Below are 24,113 nucleotides of genomic sequence, written 5' to 3' on the forward strand. Positions count from 1 at the left end.
TCACTGGAAGGTGATCGGCACGTGGACGTCGTACTTGCGGTCCCCGCTGTCGAAGTGGTCCGCGCGCGTCACGACCGCGCACTCGACGTCCTCGCCGCAGACGCTGCCGTCGTCGAGGGTGGCCTTGACGTAGATCTGCACGCTGAAGGTGCCGCCGGCGGCGAACTTGGAGCTGTTGGCGAACATGCCGCCGAAGGTGTTGTTGACCCAGTGCGAGGCACCGGTGGAGCCGCTCTCGTCCTGGCCGCCCAGGCACGGGGTGGGCTTGTTCGCGCCCTGCGCCCCGTCGACCACGCACAGGCTGACGTAGATGCCCTGGCTCGTGTTGTAGCCGGAGCCGGAGACCGTGATGACCTGGCCCGCGGCCGTGGCCGTGGCGGGGGCGGTGAGGAGCAGGTTGTACGTCGCGGCGCCGTCGGTGACCGTGCGGGTCGAGGTCGCGGCGGACGCCGACGTGGCCAGGCCCAGGGTCAGGGCACCGGCGGCGACGACGGTGAGGGCCGCGCGGGCGGCGGGGATGGCTCTCATGGGGAGCGGGACCTCTCTGCAGGGAACCCAAGTTCGGTTGACTTAGGTAAGGCTAACCTAAGTATTGATCAGTGGTGTTTGTCAATGGAAGACAAAGAGGCGCCAACGACCTCTTCAGGAACCGGAGTTGAGGCGCACGGCGAACTCCGCGACGGCACTGCGGCCGCCGGTCACCGTGTACAGCTCGACGGTGTGCGCGCCCTCGGCGGCGGTGTCGTACACCGGGAACGTCCGTGCGGCGCGGCCCTGTTCGTCGGCCACCGCCTGGTAGCGGGTGTCGCCGTCGATCGCCACGAGGATGATCTCGCCCGGTTCGAATCCCGTGCCGTCGACGGTCTGTTGGCCACCCGCGGTCAGCTCCTGGACCGTCACGCGGGCCGAGGGCGATGCGTCGGGGACGGTCTGTTTCGGTTGCTGCGGGGCCGTGGTGCTCGGCGACGGTGTTGCCGAGTCGGCGGGCTCCGCCGGGGTCGCGCTCGCGGTGCCGACCGTCACGTCGAGCCGGCCCAGTGCGTCACCCCGCGCGAAGGGGGCCCCGCTCCACGTCGACAGCAGTTTCGCGCCCTCGTCCGTGAGTGACGCCCGCAGACCGGTCCACGTCACTCCGCCCGCGCGTAGGGCAGGTCCGCCGCCACTCGCCGTCACGTCCGCCAGCGTCAGCTCCCGTGCCCGTCCGTCGACGACCGTACGGGCGTGGAGGGTGCCGTCGTCGCCGTCGGTCAACCGCAGCCGCAGGCCGCCGAGCGTCAACGGCTGAACCGGGCCGGCCTCCGGGACGAACCGGGCCGCACCTCCCAACTCGACGTCCACGGCGCCGGTTTCGAGGTCCGTGCTGCCGCTCGTGGCCGGGAACGAGGCGCGGTCCGCGGATCCCCGTACGGCGGGTTCGGTGACGTCGACCGACAGGCCGTGGTCGGCCGGCTCGGCGTCGGCCGTGTTCCAGGTCGCGTACCCGTCGGACACCGCGCGCGGGAATGTCTCCGTGTCCTGGGCGACCGCCGACCCCGCGGCCGGGCACAGCAGTGCCAGCAGGGCGCCGCCCGTCACGGCGGCGGCGCCGGGTCTCTTCGTCATCTTCAAGTCTCCCTCTGGGATATGAGGTCGGGTGCGGGGTCAGCCCGCGTTCGACGCACGGCGCCTGCGCGCCCAGAACCACACCCCGGTGCCGGCCGCGACGAGGCCCGCCGCTGTCGCCCCCGCCGTCAGGGCGACGGAACCGGTGCTCGCGAGCGGACCGTCGGACGCCTTCTCGCCGCCGCCGGCCGAACCGCCCGTACCGCCGCCGGTCGTGCTCGCGCCGGCCGCAGCGGTCGGGGCCGCCGAGGCGCCGTCGCCCGCGCCGCTGCCGCTGCCGCCGAAGGTCACCGGGACTCGGACCGTCTGGCTCTGGTCGCCGCCCCGGGTGTGGTCGTTGCGGGTGATGACGGCGCATTTCACGCCGGACTTGGCGCAGTCGGTGTTCGCGTCCTTGGCCCGCACCTTGAGCCGCACGCTGAACGAGCCCTTGTGGCCGCTGCCCTCGTACGGTTTCGCCAGTCCCTCGCCGTACGACGGGGGGTTGGAGGAGATCCACGCGGACGCCCCGGACTCGCCGGACATGTCCACTCCGCCCACGCAGGGCGTCGGGGTCCTGCCCGCGCCGTTGTTCACGCAGAAGGCGACGTAGATGCCCTTCTCGGTGTTGTAGCCGGACCCGGTCACCGTCACCGTCTCGCCGTCCGGGGCGAGGCCGGAGGCCTGGGAGACCGTGAGTTTCTGGCCTTCCGGACCGGTCGCCGAACCGCCCGCCGCGACCGCCGGGGCGGCGGTGCAAAGCGTCAGGAGGACGCCGGCGGCCGCGGCCACCGGTGCGGTCGTACGGCCAACTCGCCTGTCACGCAGGCCACATGGCGATTTCACGTCGCACCCCCACCAGGAATTAATAAGGTAAACCTAACCTAAGCTATTGATCAACAGGGTGCGAGACGAGAGGCCGGAGGGCCGCGCGATGCGAATGACCGGAAGACCCCGCCGACTGGCCGGAATGCCCCGACCGGCGACGGGGAGGGTGCGACCCGCGGGGCGCCGGGGCCTCGTGCCCCTCGCGCTGGCGCTGGTGTTGCTGACGGGCGCCTGCGGGGGCGGGAGTGGCGGTTCCTCGACGGCGGACGCGTCACCGGCCTCCGCGAGCGAGCGGGCCGCGGCGGCCGAGCGGCAACTCGCGAAGAACACCCTCGTCCCGCTCGAAGGCGAGCCGCCCACCCCGCGGTTGCCGGTCACCGTCGACTCCTCGGACGGGCGCAAGGTGACCGTCGAGGACGCCTCGCGCATCCTGCCGCTCAACGGCGGTGTCGCGGAGATCGTGTTCACGCTCGGTCTCGGCGATCGCGTCGTCGGCCGGGACATCACCGCCACCTTCGCCGAGGCGAAGAAGCTTCCGCAGGTCACCAAGGCGCACGACGTGAGTGCGGAGAGCGTGCTCTCACTGCGGCCGACGGTCGTGCTGGCCGACACCGACACCGGCCCGCAGGAGGCCATCGACCAGATCCGCGACGCCGGCGTCCCCGTCGTCGTCCTCGACCCCGCCACGGAACTGGCCGACGTCACCGCCCGGACCGCCCGGATCGCCGAGGCTCTCGGTGTCCCCGCGGCGGGCAAGGCCCTCAACCGGCGCATGAGCGACGAACTCGCCGCCGCCCGGGCCGCGGTGCCCGACGGCAGCAAGCCCAAGGTCGCCTTCCTGTACATGCGCGGCAGCGCGGCCGTCTACCTCATCGGCGGCAAGGGCTCCGGCGCCGACTCCCTGATCGAGGCCGCCGGGGCGGTGGACGCGGGCAAGGACGCCGGCCTGGACAAGCCGTTCACGCCGATCACCAGCGAGGCCCTGGTGCGGGCCCAGCCGGACGTCATCCTCATGATGACCAAGGGCCTGGACTCCGTCGGCGGCATCGACGGCCTGGTCCAGATTCCCGGCGTCGGCCAGACGCCGGCCGGGATGAACCGCCGGGTGGTGGACATGGAGGACGGGGTCCTCCTCGGGTACGGGCCCCGAACGCCGTTGGTGATCGACATCCTGGTGGATCGCATCCACCAGACATGAGGAGAACTCGTCGCCCCCTGCCGCGTCGGACGCGGAGGCCATCGTCGTCGGACACGGTCAGATCCTGGACACGAGCGCCGGACCCCTCATCGCCGTACGCCTCAACATCCTCACCCGCAAGACCCTCGGCGGCCTCCAGACCGACCTCTCCGGCCGTGTCCTGGACGCCTCCGGCACCCCGGTTTCCGGGCTGTACGCGGCCGGTGAGGTCGCCGGCTTCGGCGGAGGCGGCGTCCATGGCTACCGCTCGCTGGAGGGCACCTTCCTCGGCGGCTGCCTCTTCTCCGGCCGCGCGGCGGGGCGGGCGGCGGCAGCGGCGACCGCGAGCTGAGCCGCGGACCGCAGCCGCGGGGGCCTCACGGTTCGGTGGGCACGCACAGCACCGGAGTGCGCGCCAGATGCAGCAGTTTGTGGGGTGTGGAGCCCAACAGGGCCCCGCGCAGCGGGCTCTCACCCCAGCTGCCGACCACGATGACCCGCGCCGCATGGCGGGTCGCGGCGTCGATCAGAGCCTCCGCAGGCTTCCGGTCGATGACCTCCACCGTGGTGCGCACCCCGGCCTCGTCGGCCACCTGGACGGCGTGCGAGAGCGTGGTGCGCCCGACCTCCTGGACGGCGTCGCGGTGAGCGGCGTACTCCTCGCCGAGGGCGCCGGGCGCCGCCGCGCCGTAGACCAGCACGAGCGGTTCGTCGAACGCGGCCGACACCTCGACGGCGACGTGCAGCGCGCGGACCGCGCCCGGGGACTCGTCGTATCCGAGAACGACCGTCATCTCAGGACTCCTTGTCGCCGTGCACGAGTTCCGGGTCGGCGACCTCCGGGCGCTCCGACCAGAAGGCGGGGGCCATCAGCCGCCACACGACCATGAGGACCACCCCGGCGAGGGTGATGCCGATGCCGATGACCAGCGGCGGGCCGAGCCCGAACCACGAGACGCCGCTGTAGGAGTTGGCGGGATCGGACATGTCGCTGATCGACTCGACCAGCAGCCAGACCAGCAGTCCGGCGCCGACCAGCGGGCCGAGGCCGATGAGCAGGAAGTTGTGCAGGCTCTCCGTCAGGTGACGGCGGTAGTAGACCGCGCAGGCGATGCCGGTGAGCGCGTAGTAGAACGCGATGAGCAGGGACAGCGCGGTGAGCGAGTCGAACAGGGCGTTCTCGCTGATCTGGCGGACGACGAGGTACCAGGCGATGGCGATGCCCGCGACCCACCAGGTGCTCACGTCGGGCGTGCGGAACCGTGGGCTGATGTGCCCGAAGGGGGCCGGCAGCGCTTGCCGGCGTGCCATGGACAGCGCCGTGCGTGAGGCGGGGATGATCGTCGTCTGTGTCGACGCCAGCCCCGAGGTCGAGACCGCCAGCAGCACGACCCAGTCCCAGCCGCCCATCGCCTCGTCGGCGAGCAGGGCGAAGATGAACTCCTCCTCCGCCGCGTTCTCGGACAGGAACGCCGGCCCGGCGTAGGCCACCACCGCGTAGGCGACCGAGACGTACGTCACCAGCAGGATGACCGTCGACCACACGCCCGCCTCGCCGGGAGCGGTGGCGGAGTTCTCGACCTCCTCGGTGAGGTTGACCGCCGACTCCCACCCCCAGTAGATGAACACGCCCAGCAGCAGAGCCGCCGTCAGATCGGCGCCTCCCGCACCGAAGGGATTCAGCCAGCTGAACGCCGGATCGACGGAGTCGAGCGTGCCGGTGTCGGCGTAGACCCGGTAGAGGGCCACCACGGCGAAGGCGAGCAGGCAGGCGACCTGGGCGAGGATGAGGACGTTCTGCACCCGGGCCGACACCTCGGTGCCGATGACGCACACCGCCGTCATCACGATGATGAGCAGCACCGTGAGCAGCTGGCGTACGAACTCGTTGTCGGCCCAGCTGTCGAGCCCGAAGGCCAGCAGCGCGAACGTCACCGCGACGTCCGCGAGCGAGCCGATCACCAGGACGCCGGTCATCGTGATGGCCCAGCCGCCGAGCCAGCCGGCCCACGGGCCCATCGCCCGGGTGACCCACGAGAAGGTCGTCCCGCAGTCCTGGTCGACCTTGTTGAGGTAGTAGAACGCCGAGGCGATCAGCAGCATCGGCACGAACGACGCGAGCATGACGCCGGGGGCGTAGACGCCCACGAGGGCCACGACCGGGCCGATGGCCGCGGCCAGCGAGTACGCGGGCGAGGTGGCGTTGAGGCCGATGACGAGTGCGTCGACGAACCCGATCGCATCCGCCTTCAGCCCCTCGGGCGGGCGGGTGTCCATGGTGCCTTCGGCCATGCTGCCTCACTTCGGTCGCGCGTGACCTCATGAAACAGGGAAGCGTGGGGCCTGCCGGGGCTTTGGTGTCCGGTCGGCGGATGTATCACCCGTGTGCCCAGCGCAGGGACGCGTCAGCCGTCGGCCGCAATCGTGGGGTTGGCGGGCGCCGGAGCCAGCGCGGCCAGCTCCGCCGCGTCACGCGGCCCGGGTGCCGTGTCGTCCAGCAGCCCCTGCGCGCGCAGCAGCCGGGTCGCCGCGACACCCCAGGGCAGCCGCAGACCGGCCTGCCGGAGCAGGTCGGTGCGGGCCAGCATCTCTGGTGCCGGGCCGGTCCGTACGCCGGACGGGGTCAGCAGCGCCGCGTCGTCGGCCCAGCGCAGGGCGAGGTCGACGTCGTGGGTGGCCATGACGACCGTCGTGCCGCTCGCGCGGAGCCCGTCGAGGGTGGCGAGCAGACGCTCCTGGCCGTCCGGGTCGAGCCCGGCCGTCGGCTCGTCGAGGATCAGCACACGGGGCCGCATCGCGACCGCGCCGGCGATGGCGGTGCGCTTGCGCTGCCCGTACGACAGCAGATGCGTCGGCCGGTCGGCCAGCGCGGTGATGTCGAGGGCGGCGAGCGCCTCGTCGACCCGTGCCCGCACCTCGGGGTCGGGCAGGCCGAGGTTCAGCGGGCCGAAGGAGACGTCCTGGGCGACGGACGCGGCGAACAGCTGGTCGTCGGGGTCCTGCACCACCAACTGGACCGTCGTCCGCAGCCGGGTCAGCCCCTTGCGGTCGTACGTGACCGGCGCGCCGTCCACCGTCAGCCGGCCGTCGTGCGGCTTGAGTCCGCCGCTGAGCATCCGCATCAGCGTGGTCTTGCCGCTGCCGTTACGGCCCAGCAGCGCGAGCGCGCGCCCCTCGCGCACGTCGAAGTCGAGGCCGCTGAGCACGACGGGGCCGTCCTCGTAGGCGTAGGACGCGCCGCGCAGGGCGACGAGAGCGGTGGGCTCGCTCATGGCAGGGCCCTTTCCAGTACGAGGGTGAGGGCGGCCAGCGTGACGAGGAGCGCGCAACTCCCGGCGGTGAAGCGGACGGAGACCTTCGCCTCGGGCACCAGGACGCGCAGGGTGCCGTCGTAGCCGCGCCCGGCGAGCCCGGCCTGGAGTCGGGTGGCCCGGTCGAAGGACCGCACGAACGCGGTGGCGCCGAGCCCGGCCAGCGAACGCCACTCCGCGGCCCGGCTGGTGTGCCCGAGCCGTGCGGCCTGCGCGTCCCGGATCCGGCGCACCGAGTCGAGCAGCAGAAAGCTCATCCGGTACGTCACCAGCGCGACGTCCACGACGGGCGCGGGCACCCCGGCCTTCACCAGCCGGGGCAGCAGGTCCGACATCGGTGTGGTGAACGCGAACAACAGCACCCCGAGGGAGGCGGCCGACGTACGCAGCAGCAGCTCACCGGCCCGCAGCGGACCGTCGTCGGCGAGGGACACCAAGCCCTGAGGCCCGCCGACCTGGACGAGCAGCGTGGCCGCACCGGTCACACAGAAGCCGAGCGGCACACGATAGGCGCGCCACAGCCGCCGCCCCGGCACACCGGCCGGCCCCAGCAGCACGGCGAGGGCGGTGACCAGGACCAGCGCGGCACCCGGCCAGGGCGGCAGGGAGATCGCGAGCAGGGTGAGGCCGAGCCCGAGCACGGCCTTGTCCACGGGATGACGGCGGCGCCAGCGACTGCTGTGCGCCGCCGCGTCGATCGGCAGCACGCGGGCTCAGGCCCTCTCTGCCGGGGACTCCTCGATGGCGCTCTCCCGCTCCAGCGCCCGCTGCTCACCCTGCTTCCGTCCCCGGTGCAGGCCGAAGTAGTAGGCGAGGACACCTGCGCCGAGGGCCGCCTGGAGGGAGAAGAGCGCCGACTCGATCTCGCCGGACGGCGGCTCGTACAGCGGCGAGAACCACGGCTCGTAGTCCGGCTCGATCTCGGTGATCGCCGTCTCCGCCTCGCCGTCCGCGCCGGTGAACGGCTCCTCCTTGTGGTCACCGAGGCCGAGGGCCAGCGGCAGCACGGCGAGCGCGGCCACGACGGCCAGCAGCAGAATGTTGATCTTCGTGTTCCTGCTCATCGGGCCACCGCCTCCGTCTCGGTCCGGGACTGCTTCTTGGCGAGGAGTACGCCCAGCCGGGTCAGTTCGCCCTTGCTGGACTGCACCAGCAGCCGCATCACGAGCACCGTCAGCAGGCCCTCGCTCACGGCGAGCGGGATCTGGGTGATGGCGAAGATGGAACCGAACTTCCCGAGCGCGCCCAGGAATCCGCTGCTCGGGTCGGGGAAGGCGAGCGCCAGCTGGACGCTGGTCACGCAGTAGGTGGACAGGTCGGCGACGAACGCGCCGAAGAAGACGGCGACCATCAGCGGCACGTCATAGCGCCGCAGCAGCTTGTAGATCGCGTACCCGGCCCAGGGCCCGACGATCGCCATCGAGAAGACGTTGGCGCCGAGCGTGGTCAGGCCGCCGTGCGCGAGCAGCAGCGCCTGGAAGAGCAGCGTGATCGTGCCCAGGACCGCCATGATCGGCGGCCGGAACAGGATGGCGCCCAGGCCCGTGCCGGTGGGATGGGAGCAGCTGCCGGTCACCGAGGGCAGCTTCAGCGCGGACAGGACGAACGTGAAGGCCCCGGAGGCGCCGAGCAGCAGTGTGCTCTCGGGATTCTCCCTGACCTCACGGGTGAGTGACCGGACTCCGTGGACGACGAACGGTGCGGACGCGACGCACCAGGCGACCGCGTGCGCCGGCGGGAGGAAACCCTCGGCTATGTGCATGGCTCAGCAGACCCTCTCCAGCACCTCGTGGATGGTTGACGCGCCTTGGCCGGTCTCCTGGCTGACGGGTGACACCGCCCGTGCTCCGCCTTCCCGGGTCCCGAAGAACCCAGTGGCTGCCCGTGAGGGCCGGAGCCGGACTTCCCGATTCACAGTGGCGAGGGCCGCACCGGCATCACACCGGATTTCCCGTTCACCAAGGCGTGGTGACAGTAGTGCCCGCACACGGTGACTGACAAGCGCGCCCAGGGGGCGTGAAAGCGGCGTTCGTCCGCTTCGTGGCGGGTTCACGCGCGGGCGCGTAACGTGACGGACCATGAAGATCCTCATCAGCGCCGACATGGAGGGCGCCACCGGGGTGACCTGGCCGGGCGACGTGCTTCCCGGGACGCCGCAGTGGGAAAGGTGCCGGGGGATGTTCACCTCGGACGTCGATGCCGCCGTGCTGGGTTTCTTCGACGGCGGTGCCGACGCCGTCGTCATCAACGAGGCGCACTGGTCCATGCGCAATCTGCTGCTCGAACGGCTCGACGAGCGCGCCCAGATGCTCACCGGCCGGCACAAGGAGCTCTCCATGGTGGAGGGCGTGCAGCACGGCGACATCGACGGCGTCGCCTTCGTCGGCTACCACACGGGCGCCGGCATGGAGGGCGTCTTCGCACACACCTACCTCCCGAACTCCATCACCGGGGTGTGGCTGAACGACGTACGGGCCAGTGAGGGCCTGCTGAACGCGCATGTCGTCGCCGAGTACGGCGTACCGGTGGTGCTCGTCACCGGCGACGACCTGGCCTGCGAGGACGCGCTCGGCTACGCGCCCGAGGCGCTGAAAGTCGCCGTGAAGGACCATGTCTCGCGGTACGCCGCCGTGTGCCGTACGCCGGCCAGGACCGCCGCCGACATCCGCGCCGCGGCCGGTCAGGCCGCCGGGCTGGCGGTCCGTCACGAACCCGTGCACGGCGGCCCGTTCACCGTCGCGGTCGAGTTCGACGCCGAGCACCTCGCGATGGCCGTCACCGTCGTCCCCGGCGTCGAACGTATCGGCGAGCGCAAGGTGGCGTACACCAGCGAGCGAATGTACGAGGGAATCCGTACCTTCAAGGCGGTCACCACGATCGCCTCGGCCGCGGTGGAGGAGCAGTATGGCTGACGGGCAGGCACTGGACGAGGTCGTCACGTTCACCTCCGACCTCATCCGTATCGATACGACCAACCGCGGCGGCGGCGACTGCCGGGAGCGCCCCGCCGCCGAGTACGCCGCCGCGCGGCTGACCGAGGCGGGTCTGGAACCGACGCTGCTGGAGCGCGCCGAGGGCCGTACGAACGTCGTCGCCCGTATCGAGGGCAGCGACCCGTCGGCGGACGCGCTGCTCGTCCACGGTCATCTGGACGTGGTGCCCGCGCAGGCCGACGAGTGGAGCGTGCACCCCTTCTCCGGGGAGATCCGCGACGGCGTCGTCTGGGGCCGGGGCGCCGTCGACATGAAGAACATGGACGCGATGATCCTCGCCGTCGTGCGGTCCTGGGCCCGCGAGGGCGTACGGCCCCGCCGGGACGTGGTGATCGCGTTCACCGCCGACGAGGAGGCGAGCGCCGAGGACGGCTCCGGCTTCCTCGCGGACCGGCACGCCGCACTGTTCGAGGGCTGCACCGAGGGCATCGGCGAGTCCGGCGCGTTCACCGTCCACGACGGCAGCGGCCGGCAGATCTACCCCCTCGCGGCCGGGGAGCGCGGTACCGGCTGGCTGAAGCTCACGGCACGCGGGCGGGCCGCGCACGGCTCCCGGCCCAACCGGGAGAACGCGGTCACCCGCCTCGCCGCGGCCGTCACCCGGATCGGCGCCCACGAGTGGCCGCTCCGGCTCACCCCGACCGTCCGCGCCGCCCTCGTCGAACTCGCCGCGCTGTACGGCCTCGACGCCGACCTGGACGACGTGGACGGCCTGCTCCAGAAGCTCGGCCCGGCGGCCAGGCTGGTCGAGGCGACCGTCCGCAACAGCGCCAACCCGACGATGCTGGAGGCCGGTTACAAGGTCAACGTCATCCCGGGGCAGGCCGTGGCCTACGTCGACGGCCGCTATCTCCCGGGCTTCGAGGACGAGTTCCGGACCACCCTCGACGAGCTCACCGGGCCCGACGTGGACTGGGAGTTCCACCATCACGAGGTGGCCCTGCAGTCGCCGGTGGACTCGCCGACGTACGCCCGTATGCGCGCGGCCGTCGAGGAGTTCGCGCCCGAGGGACACGTCGTGCCGTACTGCATGCCCGGCGGCACCGACGCCAAGCAGTTCTCCCGGCTCGGCATCACCGGCTACGGCTTCTCGCCGCTGAAGCTGCCGGAGGGCTACGACTACGGGGCCATGTTCCACGGCGTCGACGAACGCGTGCCCGTCGAGGCGCTGCACTTCGGCGTCCGTGTGCTCGACCGTTTTCTGCGTACGGCCTAGGCGACTTGGGGGAGACAGTGCGGACGCTGGCGTACGGTTCCTGGCCCTCGCCCATCGACGCGGCCGTCGCCGCGGCGCACGAGGGGCGGCCGGACTTCGTGGGGTTCGTGGGGGAGGAGGCGTGGTGGACCGAAGCCCGGCCCACGGAAGGCGGACGGCGCACGCTGGTTCGCAGACGGGCCGACGGCCACGAGGAGTCGGTGCTGCCCGCTCCGTGGAACGTGCGCAGCCGGGTCATCGAGTACGGCGGACAGCCGTGGGCCGGCGCCGTGGCCGACGGCCGGCCGCTCGTCGTCTTCGTCAACTTCGCCGACCAGCGGCTCTACCGCTACGAGGAGGGCGGCGAGCCGCGTCCGCTCACCCCCGTGTCCGACGTGGGCGGTGGACTGCGCTGGGTGGAGCCGCGGCTGCGGCTCGACCTCGGTGAGGTGTGGTGCGTGCTGGAGGAGTTCACCGGCTCCGGACCCACCGATGTGCGGCGTGTCCTGGCCGCCGTCCCGCTGGACGGCTCGGCGGCCGGGGACCGGGGCGCCGTACGCGAACTGACCGACGACCGGCGCCGGTTCGTCACCGGAGCGCGGATCTCGCCCGACGGGCGGCGGGCGGCGTGGCTCGCCTGGGACCATCCGCACATGCCGTGGGACGGCACGGAACTGCTGGTCGCCGACGTCGGGGCCGACGGCACGCTCGGCAGCCCGCGGACCGTGGCGGGCGGCCCCGAGGAGTCGATCGCCCAGGCCGACTGGTCGGCCGACGGCCGGCTGCTGTACGTCAGCGACCGCAGCGGCTGGTGGAACCTCTACCGCGACGGCGAACCCCTGTGCCCGCGCGAGGAGGAGTTCGGCGGACCGCTGTGGCAGCTCGGCCTGCGCTGGTTCGCCCCGCTGGAGAGCGGGCTCGTGGCGGTCGTGCACGGCCGCGGGGCGACGGCCCTGGGCGTGCTCGACCCGGAGAGCGGCGAGATCGTCGACGCGGCCGGCCCCTGGACCGAGTTCGCGCCCACCCTCACGGCGTACGGCGAGCGGATCGTCGCCGTCGGCGCCAGTCCGCGCAGCGCCTACGAGGTGGTCGAGCTGGACGCCACGACCGGCCGGTCCCGGGTGATCGGAGCCGCGCACGACGACGCCGTGGACCCCGCCTACTACCCCGAGCCGCAGATCCGCACCTTCACCGGCCCCGCCGGACAGGACATCCACGCGCACATCTACCCGCCGCACAACCCCGGTTGCGTGGCTCCCGGCGACGTCCCGCCGCCGTACGTCGTCTGGGCGCACGGCGGCCCCACCTCGCGGGCGCCCCTCGTGCTCGACCTGGCCATCGCCTACTTCACCTCCCGGGGCATCGGCGTCGCGGAGGTCGACTACGGCGGCTCCAGCGGCTACGGCAGGGAGTACCGCAACCGGCTGCGCGAGCAGTGGGGCGTGACCGACGTCGAGGACTGCGCGGCCGTCGCGCTCGCCCTCGCCGACGAGGGCACCGCCGACCGCGACCGGCTCGCCGTCCGGGGCGGCAGCGCGGGTGGCTGGACCACGGCCGCCTCCCTCACCACGACCGGCGTCTACGCGTGCGGCACGATCCTGTACCCGATTCTCGACCTGGCCGGCTGGGGCACGGGCGAGACCCACGACTTCGAGTCCCAGTACCTGGAGTCCCTGGTCGGACCCCTCGCCGAGGTGCCCGGACGGTACCTGGAGCGCTCGCCCGCCGAGCACGCCGAGCACCTCACGGTGCCGTTCCTGCTGCTTCAGGGCCTGGACGACGTGATCTGCCCGCCCGCCCAGTGCGAGCGGTTCCTCGCCCGCATGGAGGGGCGCCGGGTGCCGCACGCCTACATCGCCTTCGAGGGGGAGGGCCACGGATTCCGGCGCGCGGAGACGATGATCCGCGTCCTGGAGTCCGAACTCTCCCTGTACGCCCAGGTCTTCGGGCTCAACCCGCCCGGGATCCCGAAGCTGGAGCTCGCCAAGTGACCGAGCCCGTACGGCCGTTGCTGCGGCCGTCCCGACTCGCCCCCGGGGCCCGCGTGGCCGTCGTCGCCCCCAGCGGACCGGTGCCCGAGGACCGGCTGGAGTCCGGGCTCGACGTGCTGCGCGGCTGGGACCTCGACCCGGTGGTGGCGCCCCATGTGCTGGACCGGCACGGCGAGTTCGACTACCTCGCGGGCACGGACGCCGACCGCGCCGCCGACCTCCAGCGGGCCTGGTGCGACCCGTCCGTGGACGCCGTGCTGTGCGCCCGGGGCGGCTACGGCGTGCAGCGGATGATCGACCTGCTCGACTGGGACGCGATGGCCGCGGCCGGGCCGAAGGTCTTCGTCGGCTTCAGCGACATCACCGTGCTGCACGAGGCCTTCGCCACCCGGCTGGGCCTCGCCACGCTGTACGGACCGATGGCGGCGGGCGTCGACTTCATCAAGAACGCGCGGGCGCAGGAGCACTTGAGGGCCACGCTGTTCGAGCCGGAGTCGGTGCGCACGATCACCTCCGCCGGCTCCGCACTGGTCCCGGGCCGGGCGCGGGGCGTCACGCTCGGCGGCTGTCTCTGCCTGCTCGCCGCGGAGATGGGCACCCCGCATGCCCGGACGTCCGGACGCGGCGGTCTGTTGTGCCTGGAGGACGTGGGCGAGGAGACGTACCGGCTCGACCGCTACCTCACCCAGCTGCTGCGCGCAGGTCTGTTCGACGGCGTGCGCGGGGTGCTGCTCGGGTCGTGGCAGGAGTGCGAGCCGTACGAGCGGGTGCGTGCGCTGCTTGTGGACCGACTGGGTGGCCTCGGTGTGCCGGTTGTGGAGGAGTTCGGGTTCGGGCACTGTGAGGGTGCGTTGACGATTCCGTTCGGGGCGGGTGCCGAACTCGACGCCGAGGCGGGGACGTTGACCCTCGACGAGCCCGCGCTGCGCTGAGCAGGGTTCACTGAATATCCGTCAAGAAACCTCCGTCACGGCGATTGACCTCGCCTGACACGTGTCACACCATGACAACCGGCCAGTACTTACTGGTCGGTATGCAGGGCTGTCCAGCGTGCCTCAGTGTGGAGGTCTCCGTGTCCCGTCGCGTGCCCAGATTCCGGGCCCCACTCGCTCTCGTTCTCGGCGCCACACTCACCGCCCCCCTCGCGCTCACCGCTCCGGCCGCCGCCGCGACCGGCCAGTTCACCGTCACCGCCCTGAAGTTCACCGTCCAGGCGGGCGGCCGCACCTGCACCGTCGACGCCGATCTGTACCGGCCCGCGGGTGTGGACCGCGCCCACCGCGCACCCGCCGTCCTCGCCACCAACGGCTTCGGCGGCAGCAAGTCCGACGGCTCGACCAACGTCGTCGGCGAGGCCTTCGCCCAGCGCGGATACGTCTCCCTCGTCTACTCCGGGCTCGGCTTCGGCAGGTCCGGCTGTCTGATCTCGCTCGACGACCCCACCATCGACGGCGTCGCCGCCTCCGGTCTTATCGACTTCCTGGGCGGCGGGCGCGCCGCCGACGACGGCACCAAGGCCGACTTCGTCACCCTCGACGCCCCCGGCGACCCGAGCGTCGGCATGGTCGGCGGCTCCTACGGCGGCGCCGTCCAGCTGGCCACGGCCGCCGTCGACCGGCGCCTCGACGCCCTGGTGCCGATGATCACCTGGAACGACCTCGCCTACTCCCTCGACCCGAACAACGCCGTCGGCACCGCCGACGTCCCCGGCGCCTTCAAATGGCAGTGGGCCAACGGTTTCTACCTCATCGGCGAGGGCCAGCCCCTGCTGGAGGCGAACCTCGACCCCTCCCGCATCAACTCCATGGCCTGCCTGCACTTCGTCACCAAGGCCTGTGACACCATCCGCACCCTCAACTCCGGCCGCTACCCGGCGAAGCAGACCGCCGAGCTGCTCGCCTACGCCCGTAGCGTCTCCCCGGTGTCCTACCTGAACCGCGTCAAGGCACCCACCCTCCTCGTCCAGGGCCAGGCCGACAGCCTCTTCAACCTCAACGAGGCGACGGCGACGTACCGGACGCTCAAGTCCCAAGGCACCCCGACCAAGATGATCTGGCAGTCCTGGGGCCACAGCGGCGGCCTCACCGACCCGGCCTCCGGCGAACTCAACCTCGGCCAGGGCAACCTGGAGACCAGCTACGTCGGCCGGCGCATCCTCGCCTGGTTCGACCGCTATCTGCTCGGCCACCACGTCGACACCGGACCGGCCTTCGCCTACTACCGCGACTGGATCACCGACCCGGACCACACCTACGCCACCGCCGACCGCGTGCCCGCGCTCAGCCGGACGCTCTACCTCTCAGGCGACGGCAAGCTCGTCGACAACCGCCGCAAGGTGGCGCGCGGCAGTCGTACGTACACCAACTGGCTCGTGCCCACCAGCCACTCGGAGAGCTCGCTCGCCGGACTCATCGGCCTTCCGGACCCGGCGCCGTACGACACCGCGGGCACCTACCTCGGCTGGACCAGCGAGCCGCTCGCCCGCACCACCGACGTCGTCGGCGCACCCCGGGCCACGCTGAAGGTGGTCTCCCCGAGGGCCGAGCGGACCCAGCACTCCGGGCACGCCGCCGACAAGCTCGTCCTGTTCGCCAAGCTGTACGACATCGCCCCCGACGGCACGCGGACGCTGGTGCACCGGCTCGTCGCACCGGTGCGGGTGCCCGACGTCACCAGGAGCTTCACCGTGACGCTGCCGGGGATCGTGCACCGGTACGAGAAGGGGCACCGGCTGCGGTTCGTGATCGCGGCGAGTGACGACGCGTACTTCGGGAACCGGGGGATCAAGCCGGTGACGGTGGTCAGCGCATCCCAGGACACCGGGGTGCTCCAGCTGCCGGTGATCGGGTAGCGCCTCCCGGCGGGCCGCTCACCGTGCGTGATCGCGTCCTCGGGAGCATCCTTGGTGTATGACCGCGAAGACGTCGGAGAGTGGCACGAAGGCCGGCGGGAAGCGGGGTGGCCTGGCCGGGGCGATGACCCCTGGCCGGATCACCATGCTGGTGCTCGCCGTCCTTGCCCTGATCTTCATCTTCGAGAACACCGACGAGACCGAGATCCGGCTGCTGATCCCCCTGGTGACGATACCGCTGTGGCTGGCGCTGCTGGCCATGGCCCTCATCGGTGCGCTGTTCGGGGCGTATTTCATGCGACGGCGCCGATAGCGGGTCGTACGCTGGCGCAATGCCGCATCCAGCGTCCCGCTACCTCGCCGAAGGCCCCCGAGTGGGCATACGTCACTTCAGCCACGACGACGCCGCCGAGTTCACCCGGCGTGCCCGGGAGAGCAAGGACCTGCACCATCCGTGGCTCTTCCCGCCGGACGGCAGCGCCGCGTACGCCGGCTATGCCGGGCGGCTGATCGAGGATCCGACCAAGGCGGGGTTCCTGGTCTGCGCGAAGGACGACGGCGGGGGGATCGCCGGGTTCGTCAACATCAACAACATCGTCGAGGGCGCCTTCAAGAGTGGCGCCCTCGGCTACGGCGCCTTCGCCCATGCGGCCGGCCGCGGCCTGATGCGCCAGGGCCTCGACCTGGTGGTCGGACACGCCTTCGGCGCGCTGCGGCTGCACCGGCTGGAGATCAACGTCCAGCCCGCCAACACCGCCTCCATCGCCCTCGCCCGCGCCTGCGGCTTCCGGCTTGAGGGCTTCTCGCCGAACATGCTCTACATCGACGGGGCTTGGCGCGATCACGAACGGTGGGCGATCACCGCCGAGATGCGGGCTTCCGGTTGATCTTCATCGTGTCGAGGTCCGTGACCGTCGACCTCAGATCCCTGAAGCCGTAGCCCAGCTCCCGCAGCGCGCTCTCGGCCCGGTCCTCGGCGATCGCGCCGGCCATCTCCTCGCCGTCCGCCGCGTCGGAGACCACGACATAGCGCATCGAGAAGTGCTTGAGCGGGGACGGCTCGTAGGACAGCGACCCCTCCTCGGTGAACCGCATGCTGGTCAGACCGTGCGCGGGGGCCTGCGCGAGCAGCCGTGCCCGGGCCTCGTCGGCGAGCCCGTCCCAGGTGCCACGGACGATCACCCGGTAGGTGTGCTGCTCACTCATGTTCCTGCTCCCCGCATCGGCCTGGAGGGTCGACCCTACGTCGGCGAGGACGGCGCGCATCCGGAATATTGCCGCGCGCGACGCTCCCACTCCTACGTGGCGGCCCTCGCCCCCTACGCCTGACGGTCCACGTACTCGTAGATCGCCCCGTCCGGGTGCATCGCGATCAGGTTGCGGCCCACGGGTGTCGGCACCGGGCCGGCGATGATGCGCGCGCCCAGCTCGCTGAGCACCTGGTGGGCTTCGTCGACGTCCTTGACGGCGATCGTCGCGGCGACCTTGCGCAGCACCTCCAGCTCGGCCTCGGGGCCGCTCATGAGCAGGAAGCAGCCGACCGCGGCGACCTGGACACCGCCGCGTTCGAAGCGGAGCGCTCTGCCGCCCGCGAGGCGTTCGTAGAAGGGGACCGCGGTCTCCAGGTCGTCGACGCATACGCGCAGCGTGGCTCCCAGAATGTCCATGCGGAAAGCCTAGTTGGGACCGGCGGGTCGGGGAGATCGTTTCACGCGATCCCCTCACTCCCCGTTACGCGCATGCCCGTACGGGTACCCGGCGCCCATGGATCGCCTGGATCATCTTGAGCATCTGGACAAGCAACTGGTCGACGAGCTGGCGCAGGTGGCGCGGGAGACCGTGCGCGACGAACTGCGCGAGCAGACGCGCAGGCAGCGCCGCCGGGCCATGCTCTACGCCGGGTCCGGCGCCGTCGCCCTGTACGCGGGCGCGGCCCTCGCGCTCGCCCTCGGGCTCGGCCTCGCCGCCGGGCTGCCGGACTGGGCCGCCGCGCTGATCACCGCGGTGATCCTCGGCGTGCTGGCATACCTGCTGCGCGGCGCGGCACGGCCGACGCGGAAGGGACCGGCAACCGGGGCCGCGCAGGAGGGCACCTCCGGCACCCCGCCGAGCGGGCGCGGCATGCCGTACCCGCCGATGCCGCCCGGCCCGCCGGACACGACCGGGACGCGTACACCGCGGCCTGACGCCATCGACCCCGATCAGCCGCACCACCGGGCATGACCCGGCGCACGCGGACCGCCTGCTTGCGGGTGTAGGCGCCGCGGCGTCCACGTATCAACTCGGCCTCGGCGCCGATCACTTGGCGTGCCATGGGCGATGTCCAGCGCCGAGATCGCGCACGCGGCGACACCCGGCCTGCCGGCGTTGCGCACCGCGCGGCACATCGCGTCGTGCGCGGCCGGGATGTCCAGGGCGCCGCGGCCCTCCACCAGCGGGGCGAGATGGTTGCGCAGGAAGCCCCCGACCGCCGTCGGGCCGTACGTCCAGCCGGTCCCGGTCGCGTCGCCCGCGGGCACTTCGGCGATCACCACCGGCGTGGAGTTCCAGGTCAGGGTGGGCACGGCGGAGACGGAGACGAGGGGGAGCCGGAGTTTCATCGGGGACGGACGTACGACGGCATGGGGACATCTCCGGGACCGCCGCCCTGGCGGCAAGAGACGGGTCGGCCTCCGGGTACCCGCAGGCTCGCCCGGAAATCCGGGGCCGCCCCGGCGGACGTTTGGCGGAACCGACCCGGGGGACGCGGAAGGCCCCCGAGGTATGCGACAGCGTCGGAGGCGCACCGTGAGTCGACCCCGCATCGTGATCGTCGGCGCCGGATTCGCCGGGTACCGGGCGGCCCGCACCCTGTCCCGGATCACCCGGCACAAGGCCGACATCACCCTGCTCAACCCGACCGACTACTTCCTGTATCTGCCCCTGCTGCCCCAGGTCGCCGCGGGCATCCTGGAGCCACGCAGGGTGACCGTCTCGCTCTCCGGCACCCTGCCCCACGTACGGCTCGTGCTGGGCGAGGCCGACGCCGTCGACCTCGACGGGCACACCGTGCGCTACGTCGGCCCCGAGGGCGACCGCGGGACCCTGTCCTTCGACCGGCTGATCCTCGCCGCGGGCAGCGTCAACAAGCTGCTGCCCATCCCCGGCGTCGCCGAGCACGCGCACGGCTTCCGCAGCCTGCCCGAGGCGCTGTACCTGCGGGACCACGTGACCCGCCAGCTGGAGCTGGCGGCCGCGGCCGACGACCCCGAGACCTGCTCGGCACGCTGCACCTTCGTCGTGGTCGGCGCCGGATACACCGGAACCGAGGTGGCCGCGCAGGGCAAGCTCTTCACCGACGCCCAGGTCCGCAAGCACCCCCTGCGGGCGGGCCTGCGGCCACGCTGGCTGCTGCTCGACATCGCCGAGCGCGTCCTTCCCGAACTGAACGAGAGGCTGTCGCACACGGCCGATCAGGTGCTGCGGCAGCGGGGCGTCGAGGTGCGCATGGGTACCTCCGTGAAGGAGGCCACGCACCGCGGGGTGCTGCTGACCGACGGCGAGTTCGTCGGCACCCGCACGCTGGTGTGGTGCGTCGGCGTGCGGCCCGATCCGCTCGCCGAGTCGCTCGAACTGCCCCTGGAACGGGGCCGTCTGCTCGTCGACCCGTACCTTCAGGTGCCGGGCCGCCCGGGGCTGTTCGCCGCCGGGGACGCGGCCGCCGTGCCCGACCTGGAGAAGCCCGGCGCGTACACGCCGATGACCGCCCAGCACGCCTGGCGGCAGGGCAAGGCCGTGGCCCACAACGTCGCCGCGTCCTTGGGCCTGGGGGAGCGGCGCGCCTACCGCCACCGCGACCTCGGCTTCGTCGTCGACCTGGGTGGCGTCAAGGCGGCCGCCAACCCGCTCGGCGTCAACCTGTCCGGCGTGGCGGCTGGCGCCGTCACCCGTGGCTACCACCTCGCCGCGCTGCCCGGCAACCGCGTCCGCGTGGCCGCCGACTGGCTGCTGGACGCCGTACTGCCCCGTCAGGCCGTGCAGCTGGGCCTCGTCCGGTCCGGGTCGGTACCGCTGGACACGGCGTCGCCGGAGCTGGCCCGGGTGCCGGGTGGGCCGCAGAAGGGCCGGGCAGAGCCGTCCGCGGGCCCGCGTGAAGCCGGCCGGTCGGACGCCGACGGGGGACCGGAAACGCCCGACCTCATCCAGGACCCCGATGCCGCGAGGCACCCCGAACCACCCGGTCCCGTAAGGCAGCCGGACCTCCCGGAGGGCCACGAGCCGGCGCCCGGCGCCCGAGCGGACAGCGGTCCGGGCCATGCCACTGCGGCAGACGCCGGCCCCACCTCTCCCGACGCACCGGCGGTCCACAAGCGACGCCCCGACATCACCACGGCCCCCGCGCCGAAACCCGCCTCCCGCAACCTCCCGGAAGGGGACTCATGAACACCGCCGAACTCACCGAGCTCGCCCAGCAGTTGCGGGTGGACAGCGTGAGGGCGTCCGCCGCCGCGGGGTCGGGGCATCCGACGTCGTCGATGTCCGCCGCCGATCTGATGGCCGTGTTGCTCGCGCGGCATCTGCGGTACGACTTCGAGCGCCCCGCACACCCGGGCAACGACCGGTTCGTGCTGTCCAAGGGGCATGCCACGCCCCTGCTGTACTCCGCCTACAAGGCTGTGGGCGCCATCGAGGACGGCGAACTGCTCACCTTCCGCCGGATCGGCAGCCGGCTCGAAGGGCACCCCACCCCGCGCCGCGTGCCCTGGGTGGAGACCGCGACCGGCTCGCTCGGACAGGGACTGCCGATCGGCGTCGGCATCGCGCTGGCCGGGAAGCGGCTGGACCGCGCCGGATACCGGGTGTGGGTGCTGTGCGGGGACAGCGAGCTCGCCGAGGGTTCCGTGTGGGAGGCCGCCGAGCACGCGGCGTACGAGCACCTGGACAATCTGACCGCCATCGTGGACGTGAACCGGCTGGGCCAGCGCGGCCCGACCCGGCACGGGCACCATCTCGACGCCTACGCGCGCCGCTTCCAGGCCTTCGGCTGGCACACCGTCGAGGTCGACGGACATGACGTGGACGCCGTGGACCGTGCGTACGGGGAGGCCCGGTCCACCACCGGGCAGCCCACCGTCATCCTCGCCCGCACCCTCAAGGGCAAGGGCGTCCACGACGTCCAGGACCGCGAGGGACTGCACGGCAAGCCGCTGCCGGACGCCGACGCGGCCATCGCCGAACTCGGCGGACCGCGCGACCTGCGCGTGCGCGTCCACGAGCCGCCCGCGACCCGCGCGCTGCACTCCGTGCCCACCAAAAACCTCGAACTCCCGCGCTGGGAAAGGGGGGAGAAGGTCGCCACCCGCGACGCCTACGGCCAGGCGCTGGCCGCCCTCGGCACCGCCCGCTCCGACGTAGTCGCCCTCGACGGCGAGGTCAGCGACTCCACCCGCGCCGAGTTCTTCGCCAAGGAACACCCCGACCGGTTCTTCGAGTGCTACATCGCCGAGCAGCAGATGGTCGCCGCCGCGGTGGGGCTCGCCACGCGCGGCCGGGTGCCGTACGCGTCCACCTTCGCCGCCTTCCTGACCCGCGCCTACGACTTCGTGCGCATGGCGTCGGTCAGCGGCATCGGCGTCAACCTCGTCGGCTCGCACGCCGGCGTCGCCATCGGGCAGGACGGGCCGAGCCAGATGGGCCTTGAGGACCTGGCGATGATGCGGGCCGTGCACGGCTCGACCGTGCTGTACCCGTGCGACGCCAACCAGACCGCGAGGCTCGTCACCGCCATGGCCGGGCTGGAGGGCGTGCGCTATCTGCGCACCTCGCGCGGCCCCGGACCGGTGATCTACGGCCCCGACGAGGAGTTCCCGGTCGGCGGCAGCAAGGTGCTGCGCGCCGGTGACCGCGACCGGCTGACCGTCGTCGCGGCCGGCGTCACCGTGCACGAGGCGCTCGTCGCGGCCGACGTCCTGGAGCGCGAGGGCATCCGGATCAGGGTCGTCGACCTGTACTCCGTCAAGCCCGTCGACCACTTCACCCTGCGCCAGGCCGCCGAGGAGACCGGCCTGCTGCTCACCGTCGAGGACCACCACGAGGAGGGCGGCCTCGGCGACGCCGTCCTGGAGGCCTTCCTCGACGGGCGCCCGGTGCCGCGCCTGGTGCGGCTCGCCGTGCGCAGGATGCCGGGCTCGGCGTCCCCGGACGAGCAGTTGCACGCCGCCGGGATCGACGCCGCGTCCATCGCCGCCGCGGGGAAGCTGCTGGTGGAGGAGGCGGTCGTACGGTGACCGGCGGCCGCCCGCTGATGCTGGAGCGGCACCCCGACGGGCTCGGCGGGCCCCTGTTCATGCAGAAGAACAGCCCCGAGTACTAACCGGACCGGCTCACCACCGCCGCCCGCAAGAAGGACCGCGGCGAGCGCCTCTACCTCGACGTGCACCGCAACGCCTACGCCCGGACCACCCTCGCGCCCTACAGCGTGCGCGCCCCCGGCCCGGCGCCCCCGGACCGGCCCGGCGCAGGTCCACGCACTGCGCGGCTGACGAATCTGACAGGAATCGCGCGGCGGAAGAAGCCGAGCTGCGGGTTTGATGCGGCGCCTTCCCGGCCACTCGGCTTCGGAGGAGCCCATGAATGATTCACAGAACACGCGCAAATCATCCAGACGGCCGACGGGCCGGGCGGAGGAACGGCCGACCGTCATGGAGATCCTGCGTCAGGCACGGACCCAGCTCGCCGAGCTCACCGGCATGGAAGCGGAGACGGTGTCGTCCTTCGAGCAGACGGAGGACGGCTGGACGCTCGAGATCGAGGTCCTGGAGCTGACCCGCGTCCCCGACACGATGAGCCTGCTGGCGAGCTACCAGGTCGAACTCGATCCAGAGGGACAGCTCACCGGCTACCGGCGCGTCCGCCGTTACGAACGAGGACGGTCCGACGCACATCGGCCCGGCGGCCGCTAGGCCGCCCGCGCACGCCCGGAACACCAATCCCAGACAAGGAGGATCGGCCGGCATGACCGTTGTACCAGCACAGCAATCCGGCGGCGGAGGCGGCGGCAGCAGCCTCTACGACGTCCTGGAGCTCGTCCTCGACAGGGGGCTCGTGATTGACGCGTTCATACGGGTCTCCCTCGTCGGCATCGAGATCCTGAAGATCGACGTCCGGGTCGTCGTCGCCAGCGTCGACACCTATCTCCGCTTCGCCGAGGCGTGCAACCGGCTCGACCTCGAGGCCGGGCCGCGCAAGGACCCGGGCCTGCCCGACCTGGTCGGCGAGATCACCGAGTCCGGAGCGCGCGGCAAGTCCAAAGGGGCGCTGTCGGGTGCCGCCGAGACCATCTCGGACGCCTTCAAGCAGGGACGTGACGACGGCGAGCGCGAACCCAGGCCGCGCGCCCGTAAGTCCACGACATCGCGCAGGAAGGAGGAGCAGGAGTGAGCACCTATGTGTACGGCATCACCGCGAGCTCCCATCCTGCGCTGCCGCAGGACATGGGCGGCGTCGGCGACCCGGCCCGCCCGGTGCGGGTGCTGAAGCAGGGTGAGCTGGCCGCTCTCGTCAGCGAAGCACCCGAAGGACTGCGCCCCAAGCGCAGGGAACTGCTCGCCCACTCCCATGTGCTCGCCGAGGCGGGCGCGGCCGGCTGTGTGCTGCCCATGCGGTTCGGCAGTGTCGCCCCCGACGACGACACGGTGACCTCCGTGCTCGCCGAGCGCGCCGAGCACTACCGGGAGCGCCTGACGGCCCTGGACGGCAGGGTCGAGTACAACGTCAAGGCCTCCCATGTCGAGGAGGCGGTGCTGCACCGTGTCCTGGCCGAGAACACGGAGCTGCGGGCCATGACGGAGGCCAACCGGCAGGCGGGCGGCGGCAGTCATGAGGAGCGGCTCCGGCTTGGCGAGATGGTGGTCGCCGCCATCCAGGCCCAGGAGGCCGAGGACGCGACCGACGTGCAGCACACCCTGGAACCGGCCGCGGACGCCGTCAGCGTAGGCCCCGACTCCAGCGGCTGGCTCGCCAACGTGTCCTTCCTCGTGGAGCGCGACGGAGCCGAGAACTTCCTCACCGCGGTGGAACAGCTTCGCAAGGGCCATCCGCACCTGGAGGTGCGCGTCAACGGCCCGCTGCCGCCGTACAGCTTCGTCGAGCCCGGCCCGGCCGAGCCCGCCGGCACCACGAGCGGCACCCAGAGCGCGAAGGAGTGA

26 protein-coding genes, 2 pseudogenes and 1 riboswitch are annotated in these 24,113 nt (G+C 72.1%); of the genes and pseudogenes, 16 read left to right on the forward strand and 12 right to left on the reverse strand.

Annotation, left to right across the window (positions count from 1 at the left end):
* From EAO75_RS16930 to EAO75_RS16940, 3 genes are all read right to left on the reverse strand, one after another.
* Entirely contained in the window at positions 1 to 528 is a 528-nt protein-coding gene (locus EAO75_RS16930; protein ID WP_147995871.1) for a hypothetical protein, read from the reverse strand.
* A gap of 114 nt (positions 529 to 642) precedes the next feature.
* Entirely contained in the window at positions 643 to 1,602 is a 960-nt protein-coding gene (locus EAO75_RS16935) for an HtaA domain-containing protein (RefSeq protein WP_147995872.1), read from the reverse strand.
* A 39-nt stretch (positions 1,603 to 1,641) separates the two neighbouring features.
* Positions 1,642 to 2,373: a hypothetical protein gene (locus tag EAO75_RS16940; RefSeq protein WP_261989323.1), complete on the reverse strand. Its 732-nt coding sequence runs from the start codon at positions 2,371 to 2,373 to the stop codon at positions 1,642 to 1,644.
* A gap of 142 nt (positions 2,374 to 2,515) precedes the next feature.
* Between EAO75_RS16940 and EAO75_RS16945 the strand changes: the two genes are divergently transcribed.
* Both EAO75_RS16945 and EAO75_RS16950 read left to right on the forward strand, forming a co-directional pair.
* Complete coding sequence (locus EAO75_RS16945) at positions 2,516 to 3,607, forward strand: hemin ABC transporter substrate-binding protein (RefSeq protein ID WP_410092382.1); 1,092 nt, start codon at positions 2,516 to 2,518, stop codon at positions 3,605 to 3,607.
* A 58-nt stretch (positions 3,608 to 3,665) separates the two neighbouring features.
* A pseudogene (locus EAO75_RS16950) lies at positions 3,666 to 3,938 on the forward strand (FAD-binding protein); the annotation flags it as partial.
* A 25-nt stretch (positions 3,939 to 3,963) separates the two neighbouring features.
* On the opposite strand, the gene EAO75_RS16955 reads toward EAO75_RS16950, so the two are convergent.
* From EAO75_RS16955 to EAO75_RS16980, 6 genes are all read right to left on the reverse strand, one after another.
* On the reverse strand, positions 3,964 to 4,380 hold the full coding sequence (locus EAO75_RS16955) for a universal stress protein (RefSeq protein WP_147995875.1): 417 nt from the start codon (positions 4,378 to 4,380) through the stop codon (positions 3,964 to 3,966).
* 1 nt (position 4,381) lies between these two features.
* Positions 4,382 to 5,878, reverse strand: coding sequence for an APC family permease (locus EAO75_RS16960; protein WP_147995876.1), 1,497 nt, complete (start codon positions 5,876 to 5,878; stop codon positions 4,382 to 4,384).
* A 113-nt stretch (positions 5,879 to 5,991) separates the two neighbouring features.
* Entirely contained in the window at positions 5,992 to 6,858 is an 867-nt protein-coding gene (locus tag EAO75_RS16965; RefSeq protein ID WP_147995877.1) for an energy-coupling factor ABC transporter ATP-binding protein, read from the reverse strand.
* Positions 6,855 to 7,604 carry a cobalt ECF transporter T component CbiQ gene (cbiQ, locus tag EAO75_RS16970; protein WP_147995878.1) on the reverse strand — a complete coding sequence of 250 codons (750 nt, stop codon included), beginning with the start codon at positions 7,602 to 7,604 and terminating at the stop codon, positions 6,855 to 6,857. Before cbiQ ends, EAO75_RS16965 begins: the two co-directional genes overlap by 4 nt.
* A gap of 6 nt (positions 7,605 to 7,610) precedes the next feature.
* Positions 7,611 to 7,961, reverse strand: a complete 351-nt coding sequence (locus tag EAO75_RS16975) for an energy-coupling factor ABC transporter substrate-binding protein (protein WP_147995879.1) — start codon at positions 7,959 to 7,961, stop codon at positions 7,611 to 7,613.
* Positions 7,958 to 8,659, reverse strand: coding sequence for an energy-coupling factor ABC transporter permease (locus EAO75_RS16980; RefSeq protein WP_147995880.1), 702 nt, complete (start codon positions 8,657 to 8,659; stop codon positions 7,958 to 7,960). The genes EAO75_RS16975 and EAO75_RS16980 overlap by 4 nt, the downstream gene beginning before the upstream one ends.
* A 29-nt stretch (positions 8,660 to 8,688) precedes the next feature.
* Positions 8,689 to 8,875, reverse strand: a riboswitch (cobalamin riboswitch).
* A 100-nt stretch (positions 8,876 to 8,975) separates the two neighbouring features.
* Here EAO75_RS16980 and EAO75_RS16985 point away from each other — a divergent pair.
* The 7 genes from EAO75_RS16985 to EAO75_RS17015 all read left to right on the forward strand — a co-directional run bounded on the left by EAO75_RS16985 (position 8,976) and on the right by EAO75_RS17015 (position 16,814).
* Complete coding sequence (locus EAO75_RS16985; RefSeq protein ID WP_147995881.1) at positions 8,976 to 9,809, forward strand: M55 family metallopeptidase; 834 nt, start codon at positions 8,976 to 8,978, stop codon at positions 9,807 to 9,809.
* The gene (locus tag EAO75_RS16990; RefSeq protein ID WP_147995882.1) at positions 9,802 to 11,106 is read left to right on the forward strand and encodes a M20/M25/M40 family metallo-hydrolase; all 1,305 of its coding nucleotides are present in this window, start codon (positions 9,802 to 9,804) and stop codon (positions 11,104 to 11,106) included. The genes EAO75_RS16985 and EAO75_RS16990 overlap by 8 nt, the downstream gene beginning before the upstream one ends.
* 5 nt (positions 11,107 to 11,111) lie before the next feature.
* The gene (locus EAO75_RS16995) at positions 11,112 to 13,076 is read left to right on the forward strand and encodes an LpqB family beta-propeller domain-containing protein (RefSeq protein ID WP_147995883.1); all 1,965 of its coding nucleotides are present in this window, start codon (positions 11,112 to 11,114) and stop codon (positions 13,074 to 13,076) included.
* The gene (locus EAO75_RS17000; protein ID WP_147995884.1) at positions 13,073 to 14,008 is read left to right on the forward strand and encodes an LD-carboxypeptidase; all 936 of its coding nucleotides are present in this window, start codon (positions 13,073 to 13,075) and stop codon (positions 14,006 to 14,008) included. The genes EAO75_RS16995 and EAO75_RS17000 overlap by 4 nt, the downstream gene beginning before the upstream one ends.
* Before the next feature lie 101 nt (positions 14,009 to 14,109).
* Entirely contained in the window at positions 14,110 to 15,927 is a 1,818-nt protein-coding gene (locus EAO75_RS17005; protein ID WP_410092409.1) for a CocE/NonD family hydrolase, read from the forward strand.
* 58 nt (positions 15,928 to 15,985) lie between these two features.
* Positions 15,986 to 16,240, forward strand: a complete 255-nt coding sequence (locus tag EAO75_RS17010) for a lipopolysaccharide assembly protein LapA domain-containing protein (RefSeq protein WP_147995886.1) — start codon at positions 15,986 to 15,988, stop codon at positions 16,238 to 16,240.
* Between the two features lie 19 nt (positions 16,241 to 16,259).
* Positions 16,260 to 16,814, forward strand: coding sequence for a GNAT family N-acetyltransferase (locus EAO75_RS17015; RefSeq protein WP_147995887.1), 555 nt, complete (start codon positions 16,260 to 16,262; stop codon positions 16,812 to 16,814).
* On the opposite strand, the gene EAO75_RS17020 is transcribed toward EAO75_RS17015, so the two are convergent.
* Both EAO75_RS17020 and EAO75_RS17025 read right to left on the reverse strand, forming a co-directional pair.
* Positions 16,786 to 17,133, reverse strand: coding sequence for a DUF6204 family protein (locus EAO75_RS17020; protein ID WP_147995888.1), 348 nt, complete (start codon positions 17,131 to 17,133; stop codon positions 16,786 to 16,788). The genes EAO75_RS17015 and EAO75_RS17020 overlap by 29 nt on opposite strands.
* A gap of 113 nt (positions 17,134 to 17,246) precedes the next feature.
* Positions 17,247 to 17,594: a VOC family protein gene (locus EAO75_RS17025; RefSeq protein WP_147995889.1), complete on the reverse strand. Its 348-nt coding sequence runs from the start codon at positions 17,592 to 17,594 to the stop codon at positions 17,247 to 17,249.
* 97 nt (positions 17,595 to 17,691) lie between these two features.
* On the opposite strand from EAO75_RS17025, the gene EAO75_RS17030 reads away from it, so the two are divergent.
* The gene (locus EAO75_RS17030) at positions 17,692 to 18,150 is read left to right on the forward strand and encodes a phage holin family protein (RefSeq protein ID WP_147995890.1); all 459 of its coding nucleotides are present in this window, start codon (positions 17,692 to 17,694) and stop codon (positions 18,148 to 18,150) included.
* On the opposite strand, the gene EAO75_RS17035 is transcribed toward EAO75_RS17030, so the two are convergent.
* A complete protein-coding gene (locus EAO75_RS17035; RefSeq protein ID WP_315987122.1) occupies positions 18,129 to 18,527 on the reverse strand; it encodes a hypothetical protein in 399 nt (132 codons plus the stop codon). The genes EAO75_RS17030 and EAO75_RS17035 overlap by 22 nt on opposite strands.
* 163 nt (positions 18,528 to 18,690) lie before the next feature.
* Here EAO75_RS17035 and EAO75_RS17040 point away from each other — a divergent pair, with 163 nt between their 5' ends.
* The 6 genes and pseudogenes from EAO75_RS17040 (at position 18,691) to EAO75_RS17065 (ending at position 24,113) form a co-directional block, all read left to right on the forward strand.
* Positions 18,691 to 20,349 (forward strand): NAD(P)/FAD-dependent oxidoreductase, encoded by a 1,659-nt coding sequence (locus EAO75_RS17040; RefSeq protein ID WP_187284472.1) that lies wholly within the window; start codon positions 18,691 to 18,693, stop codon positions 20,347 to 20,349.
* A complete protein-coding gene (locus EAO75_RS17045; RefSeq protein WP_147995892.1) occupies positions 20,346 to 22,193 on the forward strand; it encodes a transketolase in 1,848 nt (615 codons plus the stop codon). The genes EAO75_RS17040 and EAO75_RS17045 overlap by 4 nt, the downstream gene beginning before the upstream one ends.
* Positions 22,194 to 22,279: 86 nt before the next feature.
* Positions 22,280 to 22,420 (forward strand): annotated as a pseudogene (locus tag EAO75_RS47425) (ATP-dependent DNA ligase); the annotation flags it as partial.
* A 115-nt stretch (positions 22,421 to 22,535) separates the two neighbouring features.
* On the forward strand, positions 22,536 to 22,868 hold the full coding sequence (locus tag EAO75_RS17055; RefSeq protein WP_147995893.1) for a gas vesicle protein: 333 nt from the start codon (positions 22,536 to 22,538) through the stop codon (positions 22,866 to 22,868).
* A 52-nt stretch (positions 22,869 to 22,920) separates the two neighbouring features.
* On the forward strand, positions 22,921 to 23,346 hold the full coding sequence (locus EAO75_RS17060; RefSeq protein ID WP_147995894.1) for a gas vesicle structural protein GvpA: 426 nt from the start codon (positions 22,921 to 22,923) through the stop codon (positions 23,344 to 23,346).
* Positions 23,343 to 24,113, forward strand: a complete 771-nt coding sequence (locus EAO75_RS17065; RefSeq protein WP_147995895.1) for a GvpL/GvpF family gas vesicle protein — start codon at positions 23,343 to 23,345, stop codon at positions 24,111 to 24,113. Before EAO75_RS17060 ends, EAO75_RS17065 begins: the two co-directional genes overlap by 4 nt.

The organism is Streptomyces sp. UW30 (assembly GCF_008042075.1).
Classification (GTDB): Bacteria; Actinomycetota; Actinomycetes; order Streptomycetales; family Streptomycetaceae; genus Streptomyces.

Coding starts and splice junctions, on each gene's coding strand:
- EAO75_RS16930 (WP_147995871.1), bottom strand. CDS start 528: ATGAGAGCCATCCCCGCCGCCCGCGCGGCCCTCACCGTCGTCGCCGCC.
- EAO75_RS16935 (WP_147995872.1), bottom strand. CDS start 1,602: ATGACGAAGAGACCCGGCGCCGCCGCCGTGACGGGCGGCGCCCTGCTG.
- EAO75_RS16945 (WP_410092382.1), top strand. CDS start 2,516: ATGCGAATGACCGGAAGACCCCGCCGACTGGCCGGAATGCCCCGACCG.
- EAO75_RS16955 (WP_147995875.1), bottom strand. CDS start 4,380: ATGACGGTCGTTCTCGGATACGACGAGTCCCCGGGCGCGGTCCGCGCG.
- EAO75_RS16960 (WP_147995876.1), bottom strand. CDS start 5,878: ATGGCCGAAGGCACCATGGACACCCGCCCGCCCGAGGGGCTGAAGGCG.
- EAO75_RS16965 (WP_147995877.1), bottom strand. CDS start 6,858: ATGAGCGAGCCCACCGCTCTCGTCGCCCTGCGCGGCGCGTCCTACGCC.
- EAO75_RS16975 (WP_147995879.1), bottom strand. CDS start 7,961: ATGAGCAGGAACACGAAGATCAACATTCTGCTGCTGGCCGTCGTGGCC.
- EAO75_RS16980 (WP_147995880.1), bottom strand. CDS start 8,659: ATGCACATAGCCGAGGGTTTCCTCCCGCCGGCGCACGCGGTCGCCTGG.
- EAO75_RS16985 (WP_147995881.1), top strand. CDS start 8,976: ATGAAGATCCTCATCAGCGCCGACATGGAGGGCGCCACCGGGGTGACC.
- EAO75_RS16990 (WP_147995882.1), top strand. CDS start 9,802: ATGGCTGACGGGCAGGCACTGGACGAGGTCGTCACGTTCACCTCCGAC.
- EAO75_RS17005 (WP_410092409.1), top strand. CDS start 14,110: ATGCAGGGCTGTCCAGCGTGCCTCAGTGTGGAGGTCTCCGTGTCCCGT.
- EAO75_RS17010 (WP_147995886.1), top strand. CDS start 15,986: ATGACCGCGAAGACGTCGGAGAGTGGCACGAAGGCCGGCGGGAAGCGG.
- EAO75_RS17015 (WP_147995887.1), top strand. CDS start 16,260: ATGCCGCATCCAGCGTCCCGCTACCTCGCCGAAGGCCCCCGAGTGGGC.
- EAO75_RS17020 (WP_147995888.1), bottom strand. CDS start 17,133: ATGAGTGAGCAGCACACCTACCGGGTGATCGTCCGTGGCACCTGGGAC.
- EAO75_RS17025 (WP_147995889.1), bottom strand. CDS start 17,594: ATGGACATTCTGGGAGCCACGCTGCGCGTATGCGTCGACGACCTGGAG.
- EAO75_RS17030 (WP_147995890.1), top strand. CDS start 17,692: ATGGATCGCCTGGATCATCTTGAGCATCTGGACAAGCAACTGGTCGAC.
- EAO75_RS17035 (WP_315987122.1), bottom strand. CDS start 18,527: ATGAAACTCCGGCTCCCCCTCGTCTCCGTCTCCGCCGTGCCCACCCTG.
- EAO75_RS17040 (WP_187284472.1), top strand. CDS start 18,691: ATGCGACAGCGTCGGAGGCGCACCGTGAGTCGACCCCGCATCGTGATC.
- EAO75_RS17045 (WP_147995892.1), top strand. CDS start 20,346: ATGAACACCGCCGAACTCACCGAGCTCGCCCAGCAGTTGCGGGTGGAC.
- EAO75_RS17055 (WP_147995893.1), top strand. CDS start 22,536: ATGAATGATTCACAGAACACGCGCAAATCATCCAGACGGCCGACGGGC.
- EAO75_RS17060 (WP_147995894.1), top strand. CDS start 22,921: ATGACCGTTGTACCAGCACAGCAATCCGGCGGCGGAGGCGGCGGCAGC.